The sequence below is a fragment of the Rehaibacterium terrae genome (assembly GCF_014202935.1).
In the GTDB taxonomy this organism is placed as follows: domain Bacteria; phylum Pseudomonadota; class Gammaproteobacteria; order Xanthomonadales; family Xanthomonadaceae; genus Rehaibacterium; species Rehaibacterium terrae.
This window is the reverse complement of the sequence record NZ_JACHHX010000017.1, coordinates 31,450-47,772: the sequence shown is the minus strand read 5'-3', so window position 1 is coordinate 47,772 and position 16,323 is coordinate 31,450. Positions and strand designations below refer to the sequence as shown.

The window sequence follows — 16,323 nt, the reverse complement described above, 5'->3', positions numbered from 1 at the left end:
CTCCGCCGGCGGATGCCACGCCTTCCGACGCCATGGATCAACCCCAGCCCACGCCCGACCTGCGCGACCCCGCGCTGTACCTCAACCGCGAACTCTCGCAGCTGGAGTTCAACTACCGCGTCCTCGCCCAGGCGATGGACCCGAGCGTCCCGCTGCTGGAGCGGCTGCGCTTTTTGTGCATCTCCTGCACCAACCTCGACGAGTTCTTCGAGATCCGCGTCGCCGCGGTCCGCCACCAGCTCGACTACGGCGGCAGCATCGGCCCGGACGGCCTCGGCGCCGCCACCGCGCTCAAACTGATCCACGAGAAAGCCAGCGGCCTGGTCGAGGCGCAGTACCGCTGCTGGAACGAGGTGCTGCGCCCGGAGCTGGGCGCGGCCGGCATCCGCATCCTCGCCCGCGACAGCTGGAACGCGCGCCAGCAGCGCTGGCTGCGCAATTACTTCCGCGACGAGATCCTGCCGGTGCTGTCGCCACTGGGCCTGGACCCGGCGCACCCGTTCCCGCGCATCCTCAACAAATCGCTCAACATCGTGGTGGTGCTGCAGGGCAAGGACGCCTTCGGCCGCGCCGGCCACATGGCCATCGTGCGCGCGCCGCGCTCGCTGCCGCGCATCATCCAGCTGCCCGAGCGCGTCTCCGGCGGCGCTCACGACTTCGTGCTGCTCTCGGCCGTGCTCGGCGCCTTCGTCGACGAGCTGTTCCCCGGGATGAAGGTCAAGGGCGCCTACCAGTTCCGCGTCACCCGCAACTCCGAGCTGTTCGTCGACGAGGAGGAAGTCGAGAACCTCGCCCTCGCGCTCAAGGACGAACTCGCCGGCCGCGGCTTCCGTCGCGCGATGCGGCTGGAGATTGCCGAGAACTGCCCCAAGCCGATCGTCAAGACGCTGCTGAAGAACTTCGAGCTTCCGGAAAACGCGGTCTACCGCATCAACGGCCCGGTCAACCTCAACCGTGTGATCCAGGTCTACGACCTGGTCGACCGCCCGGAACTGAAGTTCCCACCATTCCAGCCGCGCAAACTGCCGCCCGAGGGCGGCACGATCTTCGAGCGCCTGCGCGAGGGCGACGTGCTGCTGCACCACCCGTTCGACTCGTTCAACAGCGTGCTCGAACTGGTGCAGACCGCCGCCATCGACCCCAACGTGCTGGCGATCAAGCAGACGCTCTACCGCACCGGCGGCGATCCGGCGCTGGTCGAGGCGCTGGTGCAGGCCGCGCGCAACGGCAAGGACGTGACCGTGGTGGTGGAGCTGCGCGCGCGTTTCGACGAGGAGGCCAACATCCTGCTCGCCGACCGCCTGCAGGAGGCCGGCGTGCAGGTCGTCTACGGTGTGGTCGGCTACAAGACCCACGCCAAGATGCTGCTGATCGTCCGCCGCGAGGGCAGGAAGCTGCAGCGCTACGTGCACCTGGGCACGGGCAACTACCACGCCGGCACCGCCAAGGCCTACACCGACATCGGCCTGATGACCGCCGACGCCGACCTCGGCAACGACGTGCACCAGGTCTTCCAGCAGCTTTCCGGCCTCGCGCCCGCGATCAAGCTCAAGCGCCTGCTGCAGTCGCCGTTCACCCTGCACGCCGCGCTGATCGCCAAGATCGAGCGCGAGGCCCGGCACGCCCGCGCCGGCCGGCACGCCCGCATCGTCGCCAAGATGAACGCGATCAACGAACCGGGGGTGATCCGCGCGCTCTACGAGGCATCGCAGGCCGGCGTGCGCATCGACCTGCTGGTGCGCGGCGCCTGCTGCCTGCGCCCCGGCGTGCCCGGCGTGTCCGAAAACATCCGCGTGCGCTCGGTGGTCGGCCGTTTCCTCGAACACAGCCGCGTGTACTGGTTCGCCAATAACGGCGCGCCCGAAATCTTCTGCGCCAGTGCCGACTGGATGGAGCGCAACCTGCTGCGCCGGGTGGAGACCTGCTTCCCCATCCTCGATCCGCGCCTGGCCGGCCGCGTGTTCGACGAGGAGCTGGCCAACTATCTCGCCGACAACACCCAGTCCTGGGAATTGCAGCCCGATGGCAGCTACCGCAGGATCAGGCCCGAGGGCGACGAGATGCCGCACTCGGCCCAGGCCGCGCTGCTGGCCAAACTCTGCGGGTGACCGGATGCCGCTGACGCCCACCCCTGCCACCCGGCTCACCGACGGCGAACTGCTGGCGGCGGTGGACCTGGGCTCCAACAGCTTCCACATGGTGGTGGCGCGTTATGTCCTGGGCCAGCTGCGCATCGTCGACCGGCTGCGCGAAACGGTACGGCTGGCCGACGGTCTCGACGGTCACGGTGGCCTTGACCCGGTCGCGTTGCAGCGCGCGCTCGACTGCCTCTCGCGCTTCGGCCAGCGCGTACGCACTCTCCCGCATCACCGCGTCCGCGCCGTTGCCACCAACACCGTGCGCCTGCTGCGCGTGCCGCAGTCCTTCCTGCTGCCGGCCGAGACCGCGCTCGGCCACCCGATCGAAGTCGTCTCCGGCCGCGAGGAGGCGCGCCTGATCTATCTCGGCGTCGCCCATGGCCAGCCGCCGAGCGGCCGACGCCGGCTGGTCATGGACATCGGCGGCGGCTCCACCGAGTTCATCATCGGCGAGCGCTTCGAAGCGCTGGAGCGCGAATCGCTGCAGATGGGCTGCGTCGCCACCACCAAACGCTTCTTCGGCAACGGCAAGCTCTCGCGCAAGCGCTGGAAGGAGGCGCTGACCGAGATCGCCGCCGAATTCCAGCAGTTCGCCGCCGCCTACCGCGCCCGTGGCTGGGAGGAAGTGATCGGCTCCTCCGGCACCATCAAGGCCATCGGCGAGATCGCCCAGGCGATGAAGCTCGGCCGCGGCGCCATCACCGCCGCCGCGCTGGCCGGCGTCCGCGACAAGCTGCTGGGCTTCGAGCGCATCGAGGACATCCGTCTGCCCGGCCTCTCCGACGAGCGCCGTCCGGTGATCGCCGGCGGCCTGCTGGTGCTGGAAGCCGCCTTCCAGGAGCTCGAACTCAACCGCATGCAGGTCAGCAAGACCGCCATGCGCGAAGGCGTGCTGTACGACATGATCGGCCGCGCCAGCGACGCCGATCCGCGCGACGCCTCGATCCGTGCCCTGGCCGAGCGTTATGCCGTGGACGCCGCCCAGGCCGAGCGCGTCGAGCGCACCGCCCTGCTGCTGTTCGATCAGGTCGCCGACCACTGGGCCCTGGGCGAAGAAGAACGCCGCATGCTCGCCTGGGCCGCGCGCATCCACGAACTCGGTCTGGCCGTCGCCCACAGCCAGCACCACGTCCACGGCGCCTACCTGATCGAACACTCCGACATCGCCGGTTTCTCCAAGCAGGAGCAGCAGGTGCTCGCCGCGCTCGTCCGCTGCCAGCGCCGCGGCATCCCCGGCACCGTCCTCGATGCCCTGCCCGACCGCCTCGCCCTCGGCGCCCTGCGCAGCGTGATCCTGCTGCGCCTGGCCGTCCTCCTGCACCGCAGCCACGACACCGCCCCACTGCCGCCGATGCAGTTCGTCGCCGACACCCGCGAAATCGAGCTGCGCCTGCCCAAACGCTGGCTCGACGCCCATCCCCTCACCCGCGCCGACCTCGACACCGAGCGCGAGCACCTGGCGGACATCGGCTTCCGGCTGGTCGTCAAGGCGGGCTGAGGAAGACGCCACAGGGCGCGAACCCAGCGATGGCGGAACCCGCCACCGGTCCCGTCGCGCCCGCCGGGCCGCCATCATGGCGAGGGCGCGTTCCCCCGGAGCGCACTGTCCGCCGGGCATGCCGTCCACGGGAGCAGCCATGCGCTCCGGCACCGCTTGCTATCGGCCGGCGAAAATCAGGTCGTCGAGAAAATCGATGTCGTCGAAGTTCGCTTCCTTCATCGCCTCGACGATGGAGGCAAGCTCGGCCTTGCGCTGCTGCGGATCGGCCAGTGCCCGCGGCACACGCTGACAGTCGGACAGCGCCACACGCAGCTCGCGCAGCCGGGCATCGAGCAGGCGGTCGACATCGCGCGGATGATCGACGCGCACCAACGGATCCATGCCGAGTGCGTCAAGCAGCGCGCCGGCACGATCGATGGTTTCCTGCCGGAGGACGGCGAGCTGCTCCTTGAGCACGCGGTTGTAGTGGCGCAGGCGTTCGACCGGCAGCCCGGCCAGGGCAGCGTGGTCGATGTGCTCCATCTCGATCTGCATGCCGAGCAACGAGAGCAGGTCGTTGCGTCTGTAGGCCTGGTTCAGCCGCTGCATCAGCATGGTCTTGCGCGCGCGCTCGTCGGGGTCGGCCTCGCGATCCGGATGCAGGCTGCTGGCGAGCTTGCGGTATACCTCGCGCACCGACTGGCTGGCTGCCTGCGCCTCCTGTTCGCGCTTGCTCGGGCCGCGCCGTTTGCTCCGCTTCGCGGCGCGCGCCTCGCGTTCCACTGCCTCGGCCTGCGCCGCTTCCGATAGCCGCGCGTGGACGTGCTGCAGCAGCTCCTCTGCGCTCTGCGCCTGATTGCCGTCGAGGATGTCCTCGCCGAAGAAGCGACCGAGCATGCCTTCGGCCAGCTCCATCTCCAGCGCACGCGCCTCCTCCTGCTCCTCCCGGTAGGAGACCGCATTGTGCCGGTCGTAGATCGCTTCCAGGCCCGGATCGTGACGCCCGGCGAGCAGGCCCTCGACGACATCGCACAGCAGATCGGTCAGCGCGCCACGTTGCCGCTTGCCCAGGCGCGCGCCCTTGGGCGGCGTGGTCAGGAAGGCATCGAGGTATTCGACCAGCGCTCGCTGCGCCTGTTCGAGGGCGTGCATCTGCGGCATCAGCTCGCGGGTGACGCGCTCCATCAGGCGTGGCGCCTCGCTCTCCCACTGCTGCAGGGCCGCCCGGGCATGCTCGATCTGCTCGCAGAGGCGGTTGAAGCTGCGCTGCTCCGGGCTGAGCCTGCCCGCACGCCGGCCGATGCGTACCAGCCCGTTGCCGGGCCCGCCGGGGGCTTCGACATCGAAAAGAGATTGTTGTCCGGGGGATTCCATACGCTCTCGATCTGCTGTTGCGGACTCGTCGATCCGGTACTACCGGGATACGCGCTGCGCCCCCGTCCCGCCGCAAACGGCCCCGAGGGCCACGGCAGTTGCAAGCGTAGCCAAAACGCGATCCGCCTGCGCAGGCCACGTATCGCCTGGCCTGGAATCGCAGGCTGTCACGCGCCGAGCTTGAGTCCGGCGATGCCGATCACGATCAGCGCCAGACACGCCGCGCGCCACGGCGTCAGCGCCTCGCCGAACAGCCACACGCCGAGCGCGAACGCGCCGACCGCGCCGATGCCGGTCCACACCGCGTAGGCGGTGCCGAGCGGCAGCGCGCGCACGGCCTGCGCCAGGCACCAGAAGCTGGCGACCATCGCGAGCAGGGTGAATACGGTGGGCAGCGGGCGACTGAACCCGTGCGAATACTTCAGGCCCGCCGCCCAGGCGATTTCGAGCAGGCCGGCGAGCCACAGCCACGTCCACGACATGACGACCTCCGCAGCAACGCGGGGCCGTCCCCGGAACGGGACCCGGCACGCGGCCGGAGCACGGGCCGTCCCGTGCCGGGCCATTATCCACGCCGGCGATGGCGCTGACTGAACCGCTGCGCGCCGTGTCATCGCGCCGTCATCGCACTGTCATGCCGGCGGAACAGCGCACGCCGAGACTTCGCGAAACGCGGAGACCGGCATGCGCTTCACCCTCGTCACCGAGACCTACCCGCCCGAGGTCAACGGCGTGGCGCTCACCGTCGCCAGCCTCGAAGGCGGGCTGCGCGCGCAGGGCCATGACGTGTGCATGGTGCGGCCACGGCAGCCGGGCCATGACGATGCGCCCGGGGATCACCTGCTGGTGCGCGGCGCGGCGCTGCCCCGCTATCCGGGCCTGCGCTTCGGCCTGCCGTCCGGTGGCGCGCTGCGGGCGCTGTGGCGACGCGAGCGGCCGGATGCGGTCTATGTCGCCACCGAGGGGCCGCTGGGCTGGTCGGCGGTGGGTGCGGCGCGCAGCCTCGGCATTCCCGTCGGCACCGGCTTCCACACGCGCTTCGACGATTACGTGGGTCGCTACGCCACCCCGCTGCTGTCGCCGCTGGTGTTCGCCGGGATGCGCCGCTTCCACAACCGCGCCGACGCCACCATCGTGCCGACCGACGAGCTGGCCGGATTCCTGCGCGGCAGGGGCTTCCGACGGGTGGAGCTGCTGCGCCGTGCCGTGGACACCTCGCTGTTCGACCCGACACGCCGCGACCAGGCACTGCGCGCGACCTGGGGTCTGCGCGACGAGGCGCTGGCAGTGATCCATGTCGGCCGCATCGCGCCGGAGAAGAACCTCGACCTCGCCGTGCGCGCCTTCCGTGCGATCCAGTGCCGACGGCCGGAGGCGCGCTTCGTCTGGGTCGGCGACGGCCCGTCGCGGGCGGCGCTGGCGGCGGCGAATCCCGACTTCGTCTTCGCCGGCGTGCAGCGCGGCGAGGCGCTGGCACGGCACTTCGCCAGCGCCGACCTGTTCCTGTTCCCGAGCCTGAGCGAAACCTTCGGCAACGTCACCCTGGAGGCGATGGCCTCGGGCGTGCCGACGGTGGCCTTCGACTACGGCGCCGCACGCGAGCACCTGCGTGGCGGCGAGCACGGCGCTGCGGTGCCGTTCGGCGATACCGCCGCCTTCGTCGAGGCGGCGCACATCCTCGCCGCCGACGACACGCTGCGGGCGCGGCAGTCGCGCGCCGCGCGCGAGGCCGTGCTGCATCTGAGCCCCGACGCGGTATCGCGGCGCTTCGCCGAGCTGCTTGGCGAATTGGCCGGCGCGCGCGCCCTCCGTCCCCTCAGCCTGTCGAGGCCGGCATGAACATGCGCCCGCACGCCTTCGTCCACCGCGAAACCCGCTGGACCATCGCCGCCAACCGCTGGGGCCATCGCGCGCTGGTGCGGCGCTGCTTCGCCGCGGTCAGCCGGCTCGGCGACGGCCTGTTCTGGTATGCGCTGATGGGCGCGATCGTGCTGGCCGACGGCTACGCCGGGCTGGTCGCCTCCACGCATATGGCCGCCACCGGGCTGGCCGCGCTCACGCTCTACAAGCTGCTCAAGCGCTGGACCAAACGCCCGCGCCCGTTCGCCAGCGACCGCCGCATCCGCGCGCTGGTGCCGCCGCTGGACGAGTTCAGCTTCCCCTCCGGGCATACGCTGCATGCGGTGGCCTTCACCGGCGTCGCCCTCGCCTACTACCCGGCACTGGCCTGGCTGCTGCTGCCGTTCACCGTCAGCGTCGGCGTGTCGCGCGTGGTGCTGGGCCTGCACTACCCCAGCGACGTGCTGGCGGCGACGGGCGTGGGCTTGGTGCTGGCGATGCTGTCGCTGTCGATCGCGGGAGCGGCGTAAGCCACGACCGGGACGCAGCAGCGAAGATTCCGCCACGGATCGCCGCGGATAAGCGCGGATGGAGCCGATTCAAAGTCTTATCCGCGCCTATCCGCGCAGATCCGTGGCCGAAGGCTGCTGCCGTTTCCGGGCATCCCGGTCGCGGCCGACGCCGCCCCTGTGGGGAAGAAAGCCGGCTCAGCCGCCGGCCTGCTCCCGCGCGATCCACGCTTCCACGCGCCGCGACAGCAGCGTCAGCGGCATCGCACCGCCGGTCAGCACGACGTTGTGGAAGCGGCGGATGTCGAACTTGTCGCCCAGCGCGGCCTGCGCCTGCTCGCGCAGGGCGAGGATGTGGTTCATGCCGACCTTGTAGGCCAGCGCCTGGCCCGGCCACACCAGATAGCGCTCGATCTCGGCCACCACGTCGCCCTCGGGCATGCCGGTCTTCTCCCGCATGTAGTCGATGGCCTGCTCGCGGGTCCAGCGCTTGTGGTGCATGCCGCTGTCCACCACCAGGCGCACGGCGCGGAACATCTCGGCCTGCAGGCGGCCCAGCTCGTCGAGCGGGGTGGGATGGAAGCCGGCCTCGGAGGCCACGCGCTCGGCGTACAGCGCCCAGCCTTCCGCGTACGCGGTGAACGGCAGGATCTTGCGGAAGGTCGGCACGCCGGTCAGTTCCTGCTGGATCGCGAGCTGGAAGTGATGGCCGGGGATCGCCTCGTGGTAGGCCAGTGTGCGCATGCCGAAGCGGGCGATCTCGTCGGTGCTGCGCAGATTGATGTAGAAGATGCCGGGCCGCGAGCCGTCGAAGGCGGGGGTGGTGTAGTAGGCGCCGGGCGCGGTCTTCTCGCGGAACTCGGGCACGCGCTCGACCCGCACACCGATCCGCGGCCGCACGTCGAAGTATTCGTCGAGGCTGGCGTCGGCCTCGTCGATGATGGCCTGGAAATCGTCGATGATCTGCTGGCGGCCGGCGTCGCTGTCGGGATAGAGCTGGTCCTCGCGTTTGGCGATGACCTGCACGCGCTCGCCAATGCTGCCCTCCTCCAGCCCTTCGCCGCGCAGGATGGCGTCCATCTCGGCCTCGATGCGCGCCACCTCGGCCAAGCCGAGTTCGTGCACTTCGTCGGCGCTGATGTCGGTGGTCGTGTTGCTGCGCACCGACCAGGCGTAGAAGCCGGCGCCGTCGGGCAACTCCCACACGCCGTTGTTGCCGCGGGCGCGCGGCAGCAGGCCGTCGTAGTAGTCGATGAACATCTGGTAGGCCGGATAGACCCGCTCGGCGATCAACCGGCGTGCCTCGCCCAGCAGGCGCTCGCGGGCGGCCTCGTCCAGCGTCCCGGCCGGCAGCTTGGCCAGCTTCTCGGCGAACGAGGTGTAGAGGATGTTCTCCTCCGGCGCCGCGCCGACGAAGCCGTTCATCTCCGCCAGCACCTTCTCGACCACGAAGCGCGGCGGCAGGATGCCTTTGTCCTCGCGCAGCCGCAGGCCATCCATCACCTGGTCGAACGCTGTCGGGATCGCCGCCAGCCGCGCCAGGTAGTTGTCAGCGTCGCGCCGGCTGTCGACCGGGTGCTGGGTGGCGAGGAAGGTCGGGATGCCGTTCTGCACGCCGAACAGCTGGTTCAGCGGGTAGTTGTGGTGGCGGTAGGGCTCGCCGTCGACCTGGTTGGCGAGGAAGAACTCCAGGATGTCGTAGGACATCCGGGTCTGCTCGTCGAGCCGCCCGCGGTCGTAACGGCGCAGGGTGGCGAGGTCGGCGTGCAGCTTGCGGCTCATCGCGGCCTCGCGGGCCAGCGAGCGGTCGGTGAGCTTGCCGCTGTGGAAGTCCAGCCAGCCGGGCAGGATGCGCAGGCTGGACAGCAGTTCGGGATCCTTGAGCGCGTACTCGACGAAGACGCGCTCGAAGAACCACTCGATTTTCAGCGGCTTGAACCAGAGGGTATGGACGACCAGCAACGCCGCCAGCACGAACACCAGCGCGAGCCCGCGCAGACTCCACTTGAGCGCCTTCCTCATCGCCGCATCCCCGGTCCGGAAAGTCGGCAAACTAGCACGGCGGCGGGTCGCCGACAGGCCCGAAAGTCATCCTCTTCCCTGCGGGGCGGCGGGGCCGCGAGCCGGAAGCGCGGGATACGGGGGGAGAAACGGGAGCGCATGCCGCCCGCGATCCCGCGGGCTTTCCCGGTTTCCCATCCGCTCGCCGCATCGCGTTTCCGGCCGCGGCCCAGGCCTGGCCCACCGTCAAGGCGTCTGCGGCATCCGCCGGCGGCGGGTCAGAACCGCCCCGCCTGATAGTCGGCGAAGGCCTGCATGATCTCCTCGCGCGTGTTCATCACGAACGGGCCGTAGCGCGCCACCGGCTCGCGCAGCGGGCGACCGGCGACCAGGATCAGGCGGGTGTCGGCCGCCCGGCCCTCGACCCGCACGCGTTCGCCCTCGCCCAGCACCGCCAGTTCGTGTGCATTCACGGTGGCGGCGCTGCCGCCCTCGCCCACCCGCGCCCCGCCCTCGTAGACGTAGACGAACGCGCTGTGCCCGACCGGCAGCGTGTGCTCGAAGCGTGCGCCGGCACCGAGATGCACGTCGAGGTAGGTCGGGTCGGTGGCCGGCTGTGCGACCGGGCCGACCACGCCGTCGACCGCGCCAGCGATCACCTTCACCCGCACGCCCTCGGCCGGCCGCACCTCGGGGATGCGGTCGGGGCCGAATTCCTGGTAGCGCGGCGCGGTCATCTTGTCCTTGGCCGGCAGGTTCACCCACAGCTGGAAGCCGCGCATGCGGCCCTCCTCCTGCTCGGGCATTTCCGAATGCACGATGCCGCGCCCGGCGGTCATCCACTGCACCGCGCCGGGCGTGAGCAGGCCCTCGTTGCCGTGGTTGTCGCGGTGGCGCATGCGACCATCGAGCATGTAGGTGACGGTTTCGAAGCCGCGGTGCGGATGGTCGGGAAAGCCGGCGATGTAGTCCTCGGCCCTGTCGGTGCCGAACTCGTCGAGCATCAGGAACGGGTCGAGGTCGGGCAACTGCGGCGTGCCGATCACGCGGGTGAGCTTGACGCCCGCGCCGTCGGAGGTGGGCAGGCCGCGCTGGATGCGGCGGACGGCTCGAATGGAAGCGGCGGTGCTCATCGTGGTCTCCGGCAACAGGATGCCCTCGATGTGGGGGCGGTGCCGGCAATCGACAGGTTCTCGGCTGGAATCCAGCGTTGCAGCACGGCGACGATGTCGCGCTCAGGCCGGCGAGCGGTCCGTACGGCGTGTGTAGACGTACACGGTCGCCGGCGGGATGTTCCACCAGGCCAGATTGCCGCGGCGCGCGACCAGCCCGAGATCCGCGACCACCTCGCCCGCCACCGGGCCCGCCGGGCCGTAGGTGAACTGGATGAAACGGCCGTCCGGCCGCAGCACGTCGAAGGCGGCCTGCAGGATGCGGCGCTGGGTGGCGCGCGGCATCGACAGCATGCCGAGCCCCGACACCACCGCATCCGCCGGCCCGTCGGCGAGCAGGCCGGCGCGCCTGGCCACCTCCGGCAGGTCGCAGGCATCGGCGCAGGCCACCGCCACCTGCGGGAAACGTCGGCGCAGGTGGTCGTGCAGTTCGGGGTTGAGTTCGAGCACCAGCAGCTGGTCGGCAGCGATGCCGTGGTCGAGCAGGGCCTGGGTGATCACGCCGGTGCCGCCGCCCAGCTCGATCACGCGGCGCGCATCGACCGGCAACTCGGCCACCATCTGCCGCGCCAACTGGCGGCTGGACGGGGAAATGGCGGCGATCGACAGCGGGCTCTTCAGCCACTGGCGGAAGAAAGTCCAGCCGAGCGGCTCGTCGCGAAGGGGGCTGGGATGCGAATCCATGGCCCCAAGCATAACCCCGGGGACCGGGTCGGGCGGAAGTCCCGCCGGGAATCGCCGTCTCAGCACCGCCTCAGCGCCGCCGCAGCTCCCAGCAGCGGTGGATGCGGGCATTGCGGGCGAAATCGGGCGGGATCGTGTCCGGACTGATCTCGCGCACCTGTGCGAACTCCCCCACCGCCGTCTCGTCCAGCCGGAAGCGGCGGAAGTTGTTGGAGAAGATCAGCAGGCCATCCGGCGCCAGCCGGGCCACCGCCGCGCGCAGCAGGCGCACGTGCTCGCGCTGGACGTCGAAATCCTCGGCCCGGGCCGAGTTGGAGAAGGTCGGCGGGTCGCAGAAGATCAGGTCGTACTCGCCGCGCTCGGCCTCCAGCCAGGCCACGGCGTCGGCCTGCACCAGCCGGTGCCGTTGGCCGGCGCAGCCGTTGAGCGCGAGATTGGCGGCGGCCCATTCCAGGTAGGTGGCCGACAGATCCACGCTGGTGGTCTGCGCCGCACCGCCCATCGCCGCATGCACGCTGGCCGCGCCGGTGTAGCAGAACAGGTTGAGGAAGCGCTTGCCGGCGGCCTCGCGGGCGATGCGCAGCCGCACCGGGCGGTGGTCGAGGAACAGCCCGGTGTCGAGGTAGTCGAACAGGTTCACCCGCAGCCTGACCGCCCCCTCGCGCACCACGATGAACTCGCCGCGCCGGTCGAAACGGCCGTACTTGCTGCCGCCCTTGCCGCGGGCACGGGTCTTGAGCGCGATCCGCTCGCGCGGCACCGAGAACACCTCGGCCGCGGCGCGCACCAGTTCGCCGAAGCGGCGGCGGGCATCGGCCTCGGGAATTTCGCGCGGCGCTTCGTACTCCTGGATGTGGAGAAAGACGCGCTCTTCGCCGCCGTCCTCGGTGTAGACATCGATTGCGGCGGCGTATTCGGGCAGGTCGGCGTCGTAGGCGCGGTAGCAGCTCACGGCTTCGCGCTCGCGCCAGCCTTTGAGCTTGCGCAGGTTCTTGCGCAGCCGGTTGGCGACCATCTGCGCGCCTTCGCTCAGCGGCTTGTCCTCGCGCGGCGCGCGCGCGGGCACGGCGATCGGGTCGCAGACGATCAGTGCGCATTCGAGCGCGCCGTTGAACAGCGTGTAGGTCTTGTTCGCACGCAGGCCGGTGGCGAAGGCCAGTTCGCGGTCGCCGCACAGCAGCGCGGCGCGCCAGTCCGGCACGGCGCGCCGCAGCGCGTCGCCGAGGTCGCGGTACAGCGCCGGGTCGGCGGCGAGGCGCTCGTCGTAGGGCGGGTTGCAGACCACGACGCCACGCGCCGGGCCGGGTGCGGCCAGTTCGCGCACGTCGGCGCACTCGAAGTGGATCGCCTCGGCCACGCCGGCCGCCTCGGCATTCGCCATCGCCGCGCGGATCGCCTGCGGGTCGCGGTCGCGGCCGAAGCACACCGGCCGCAGCGCGGCGCGGCCGGCGCGCTCGCGCTCGCGCGCCTCGTCCACCAGCCGCTGCCACAGCGCCGAGTCGAAGCCGCGCCAGCGCGTCGGCATGGCGTCGCCATGACGCGCCAGACCGGGAGCGACATCGGCCGCCATCAGCGCGCCCTCGATCAGCAGCGTGCCCGCGCCGCACATCGGGTCGAGCAAGCCGCCACCCTCGGCGTATGCCTTCGGCCAGCCGCCACGGATCAGCATGGCGGCGGCGAGGTTTTCCTTCAGCGGCGCCTCGCCTTGCGCACGGCGCCATCCACGCCGGTGCAACGGACCGCCGAGATCGACCGACAGCACCGCACGCCCCTTGCGGACCACCAGGTTCAGACGCAGGTCGGGCGATTCGGCATCCACCGAGGGCCGCACGCCGCCCTGCTCGCGGAACCGGTCGACGATGGCGTCCTTGACCCGCTGCGCGGCGAAGCGCGCATGGGTGATGCCGGCGCCGGAAACGTTGGCGTCCACCACCAGCGTGCCGTCGGCGGCGAGATGGCGCGACCAGTCCAGCGCGCGCACGCCGGCATACAGGGCGGCTTCGTCGGCGCACTCGAACTCGGCCAGCGGCCACAGCGCGCGGCTGGCCAGCCGCGAGTGCAGCACGACGCGATACGCCAGTTCCACCGATCCCTCGGCGTTCACACCGGCCACCGCCGCGCTGGCCCGTGTGGCGCCCAGCGCCAGCAGTTCGTCGACCAGCAGGTATTCCAGGCCCTTGGCGCAGGGGAAAAAGAACTTCACGGCGTCTCGCGGTCGTGGGGTGGGCGGGGCCGACAGCCTACAGGCGCGGCGCGCGCGCGGCGACCGTCAGCCCGCGCGCAGCGCCGCCAGCCGCGCGGCCAGCGTGTCCAGCCGCAGGTCGGCCGCCGCGCCGGGCGAGACACGCGCGGCGAGGCTGGCGTCGGGGTCGGCGCCGTACGAAGGCAGCGGCTCGCTGGCCGCGATGCGGTAGGCCTCGCGGAACGGCACGCCGGCGGCGGCCAGCTCGATCGCCTTGTCGGTGGCGAACAGGCCCGGCTCCATCGCCGCGGCGATGGCCTCGCGGTTCCACTGAAGGCCGCGCAGCAGGTCCGGCACCAGCGCCAGCGCGTCCAGGCCGTGGCGGAAGGCGCGCAGCAACGGCCCCTTGCTGAACTGCAGGTCGCGGTGATAGCCCGAGGGCAGCGACAGCATCTGCTCGATCTCGGCCTTGGCCCCCGCCACCACGGCGTAGCTGGCACGCAGCAGCTCGACCAGATCCGGGTTGCGCTTGTTCGGCATCAGCGAGGAGCCGGTGGTGTACTCCGGCGGCAGCCTGACGAAACCGAACTCGGCGGTGGTGAACAGGCTCAGGTCCCAGGCCAGCCGGCGCAGGTCGAGCAGCGCCTGCGACAGCGCCGTGAGCGCCTGCAGCTCGAACTTGCCGCGCGAGAGCTGGGCATAGGTGGCCGCCACCTGCAGGCGCCCGAAGCCGAGCGCCCGCGTGGTGTGGTCGCGGTCGAGCGCGAGATTGACGCCGTAACCGGAGGCCGAGCCGAGCGGGTTGGCATCGACCCAGCGCGCCGTGTCGGCGGCGAGCACGGCGTCGTCGATGAAGGCCTCGACCCAGCCGCCCCACCACATGCCGGCCGAGCCGACCATCGCCCGCTGCAGGTGGGTATAGCCCGGCAGCGGCTGCATGGCCTCGACGCGCGCGCGCTCGAGCGCGGTGTCGGCGATGGCGACGCAGGCCTCACGCAGCGCGGCCAGCGCGTCGCGCAGGTAGAGCCGGCTGGCGACCAGCACCTGGTCGTTGCGGCTGCGGCCGGTATGGATCTTGCGGCCGACGTCGCCCAGACGCTCGATCAGCCGCGCCTCGATGGCGGAGTGGCCGTCCTCGTAGCGTTCGTCGAGCACGAAGCGGCCTTCGGCCCAGTCCTGCGCCAACGCGTCCAGCTCACGGCACAGCGCCTCGCATTCGTCGGTGGAGAGGATGCCGACCCGCGCCAACCCTTCGGCATGGGCGCGGCTTGCGCGGATGTCGTGAACGAACAGCACGCGATCCAGCGCCACGTCCTCGCCGGCGAGGAAGCGCTGGATGCGCTGGTCGATCTTGATGCCGGGTTTCTGCCAGATCAGGTCGCTCATGGCCGCTCTGCGGTCTCCACGGGAATGCCGGTCAGCTCGTCGAAGCCGAAGGCGAGGTTGAGATTCTGCAGCGCCTGCGTCGCCGCGCCCTTGAGCAGATTGTCCTCGGTGGCGACGACGACCAGGCGGCGGCCGTCCTCGCTGAGGGCGAAACCGCCGATCTCGACGTGATGGCGGCCGGCGATCGCGCTCACCCACGGAGCCTCGTCGATCACCCGCACCAGCGGTTCACCGGCATAGCGCTCGCGGTAGCGTGCCTTGACCTCGTCGAGCACGAACGGCCGCGACAGATGCAGGTTGGCGGTGATGGTCAGGCCGCGGAAATGCGGCGCCACGTGCGGCAGGAATTCCACCGGGTGCCCGAGCCGACGGCTCACTTCACGCTCGTGCACATGACCGACCAGCGAGTACGGCATCAGGTTGTCGCGCAGCTTGTCCGGGTCGTTCCTGTCCGAGGGCGTGGTGCCCGCGCCGCTGTAGCCGGAGACGCCGAAACACTGCGCCGGCCCGTCGAGGTCGCCCAGCATCGGTGCCAGCGCGAGCTGCATGGCGGTGGCGTAGCAGCCGGGATTGCTGATGCGCGTCGTTCCGACACCGTGACTGCGGGTCAGCTCGGGCAGACCGTAATGCCAGCCGTCGTCGAAGCGGTAATCGGCGGAGAGGTCGATGATCACCGTCTCCGGCGCGGCCTCCTCGATGGCGGCGACATAGGGCGCAGCCTTGCCGTTCGGCAGGGCCAGCACCACGGCATCGGCGCCCTTCCCCGCCACTGCGGCCGGATCGAGGTTCTCGAAGGCCAGTTCGCCGTCGAAGCCGGCGACGTGATCCTTCACCGGCCGCCCGGCCAGCTCGCGCGAGGACACGAAGGCCAGCGTGAAGCCGGGATGGCCGGCGAGCAGCCGGATCAACTCGCCGCCGACATGGCCGCGCGCGCCGACGATGCCCAGGGACTTACGCATCGCCGCGCCCTCCCTGCTCCAGTCGCCAGTCGAGGCCGCGCCGCACGGTCGGCCATTCGGATGCGATGATCGAAAACACCACCGTGTCGCGGTACGTGCCGTCCGGCATGATCATGTGGTTGCGCAGCACGCCGTCCTGCCTCGCGCCGAGCCGGGCGATGGCCTCGCGCGACCGGCGGTTGTGCCAGTGGGTGCGGAACTCGACCGCGATGCAGCCCAGCGTTTCGAAGGCGTGCGCCAACAACAGGCGCTTGGCCTCGGTGTTGAGCGCGGTGCGCTGCACGCGCCTGGCGTACCAGGTGTAGCCGATCTCGACCCGACGGTTGGCCGCGTCGGCGTTGCAGTAGCGCGTGCTGCCGACGATGTCGCCCTGCGCATCGCGCACGGCGAACGGCAGCGCCAAGCCGGCGTCCTGTTGTGCCAGCGCCTTTTGCACGTATGCCTCCACCTCGTGCGGCCCGGGCACCGAGGTATACCAGAGCCGATGCAGCTCGCCGTCGGCGGCGGCCAACGCCAGCGCCGGCGCGTGCGCGGGCGACAGCGGTTCCAGGCTGACGTGCCGTCCTTTCAGCGTGAGTGGTTGCAGCCATGCGGACATG

General features: G+C 70.8%; 13 protein-coding genes. 4 read left to right on the top strand and 9 right to left on the bottom strand.

What is annotated here, in order from left to right; genetic code table 11:
- Positions 1–32: 32 nt before the first annotated feature.
- A complete protein-coding gene (ppk1, locus tag HNQ58_RS11045) occupies positions 33–2,108 on the top strand; it encodes a polyphosphate kinase 1 (RefSeq protein WP_183948982.1) in 2,076 nt (691 codons plus the stop codon).
- 4 nt (positions 2,109–2,112) lie between these two features.
- Complete coding sequence (ppx, locus tag HNQ58_RS11040; RefSeq protein ID WP_183948981.1) at positions 2,113–3,636, top strand: exopolyphosphatase; 1,524 nt, start codon at positions 2,113–2,115, stop codon at positions 3,634–3,636.
- A gap of 159 nt (positions 3,637–3,795) precedes the next feature.
- Here ppx and HNQ58_RS11035 read toward each other — a convergent pair whose 3' ends face one another.
- Both HNQ58_RS11035 and HNQ58_RS11030 read right to left on the bottom strand, forming a co-directional pair.
- On the bottom strand, positions 3,796–4,992 hold the full coding sequence (locus tag HNQ58_RS11035; protein ID WP_183948980.1) for a J domain-containing protein: 1,197 nt from the start codon (positions 4,990–4,992) through the stop codon (positions 3,796–3,798).
- 167 nt (positions 4,993–5,159) lie between these two features.
- Positions 5,160–5,474: a DMT family transporter gene (locus HNQ58_RS11030; RefSeq protein WP_183948979.1), complete on the bottom strand. Its 315-nt coding sequence runs from the start codon at positions 5,472–5,474 to the stop codon at positions 5,160–5,162.
- 202 nt (positions 5,475–5,676) lie between these two features.
- On the opposite strand from HNQ58_RS11030, the gene HNQ58_RS11025 reads away from it, so the two are divergent.
- A complete protein-coding gene (locus tag HNQ58_RS11025; RefSeq protein WP_183948978.1) occupies positions 5,677–6,831 on the top strand; it encodes a glycosyltransferase in 1,155 nt (384 codons plus the stop codon).
- Positions 6,832–6,833: 2 nt separating this feature from the next.
- Positions 6,834–7,361 carry a phosphatase PAP2 family protein gene (locus HNQ58_RS11020; RefSeq protein ID WP_425504176.1) on the top strand — a complete coding sequence of 176 codons (528 nt, stop codon included), beginning with the start codon at positions 6,834–6,836 and terminating at the stop codon, positions 7,359–7,361.
- Between the two features lie 177 nt (positions 7,362–7,538).
- Here the strand turns inward: HNQ58_RS11020 and HNQ58_RS11015 are convergent, their stop codons facing one another.
- From HNQ58_RS11015 to HNQ58_RS10985, 7 genes are all read right to left on the bottom strand, one after another.
- On the bottom strand, positions 7,539–9,362 hold the full coding sequence (locus HNQ58_RS11015) for a DUF885 domain-containing protein (RefSeq protein ID WP_183948976.1): 1,824 nt from the start codon (positions 9,360–9,362) through the stop codon (positions 7,539–7,541).
- Between the two features lie 257 nt (positions 9,363–9,619).
- Positions 9,620–10,474, bottom strand: a complete 855-nt coding sequence (locus HNQ58_RS11010) for a pirin family protein (protein ID WP_183948975.1) — start codon at positions 10,472–10,474, stop codon at positions 9,620–9,622.
- 102 nt (positions 10,475–10,576) lie between these two features.
- Positions 10,577–11,197 carry a class I SAM-dependent methyltransferase gene (locus HNQ58_RS11005; RefSeq protein ID WP_221301271.1) on the bottom strand — a complete coding sequence of 207 codons (621 nt, stop codon included), beginning with the start codon at positions 11,195–11,197 and terminating at the stop codon, positions 10,577–10,579.
- A gap of 70 nt (positions 11,198–11,267) precedes the next feature.
- Positions 11,268–13,400, bottom strand: a complete 2,133-nt coding sequence (gene rlmKL, locus HNQ58_RS11000; RefSeq protein ID WP_183948973.1) for a bifunctional 23S rRNA (guanine(2069)-N(7))-methyltransferase RlmK/23S rRNA (guanine(2445)-N(2))-methyltransferase RlmL — start codon at positions 13,398–13,400, stop codon at positions 11,268–11,270.
- Positions 13,401–13,466: 66 nt separating this feature from the next.
- Positions 13,467–14,765 (bottom strand): argininosuccinate lyase, encoded by a 1,299-nt coding sequence (argH, locus tag HNQ58_RS10995; protein WP_183948972.1) that lies wholly within the window; start codon positions 14,763–14,765, stop codon positions 13,467–13,469.
- Entirely contained in the window at positions 14,762–15,724 is a 963-nt protein-coding gene (argC, locus tag HNQ58_RS10990) for an N-acetyl-gamma-glutamyl-phosphate reductase (protein WP_183948971.1), read from the bottom strand. Before argC ends, argH begins: the two co-directional genes overlap by 4 nt.
- Positions 15,717–16,322: a GNAT family N-acetyltransferase gene (locus tag HNQ58_RS10985; protein WP_183948970.1), complete on the bottom strand. Its 606-nt coding sequence runs from the start codon at positions 16,320–16,322 to the stop codon at positions 15,717–15,719. The genes argC and HNQ58_RS10985 overlap by 8 nt, the downstream gene beginning before the upstream one ends.
- Between the last annotated feature and the right edge of the window lies 1 nt (position 16,323).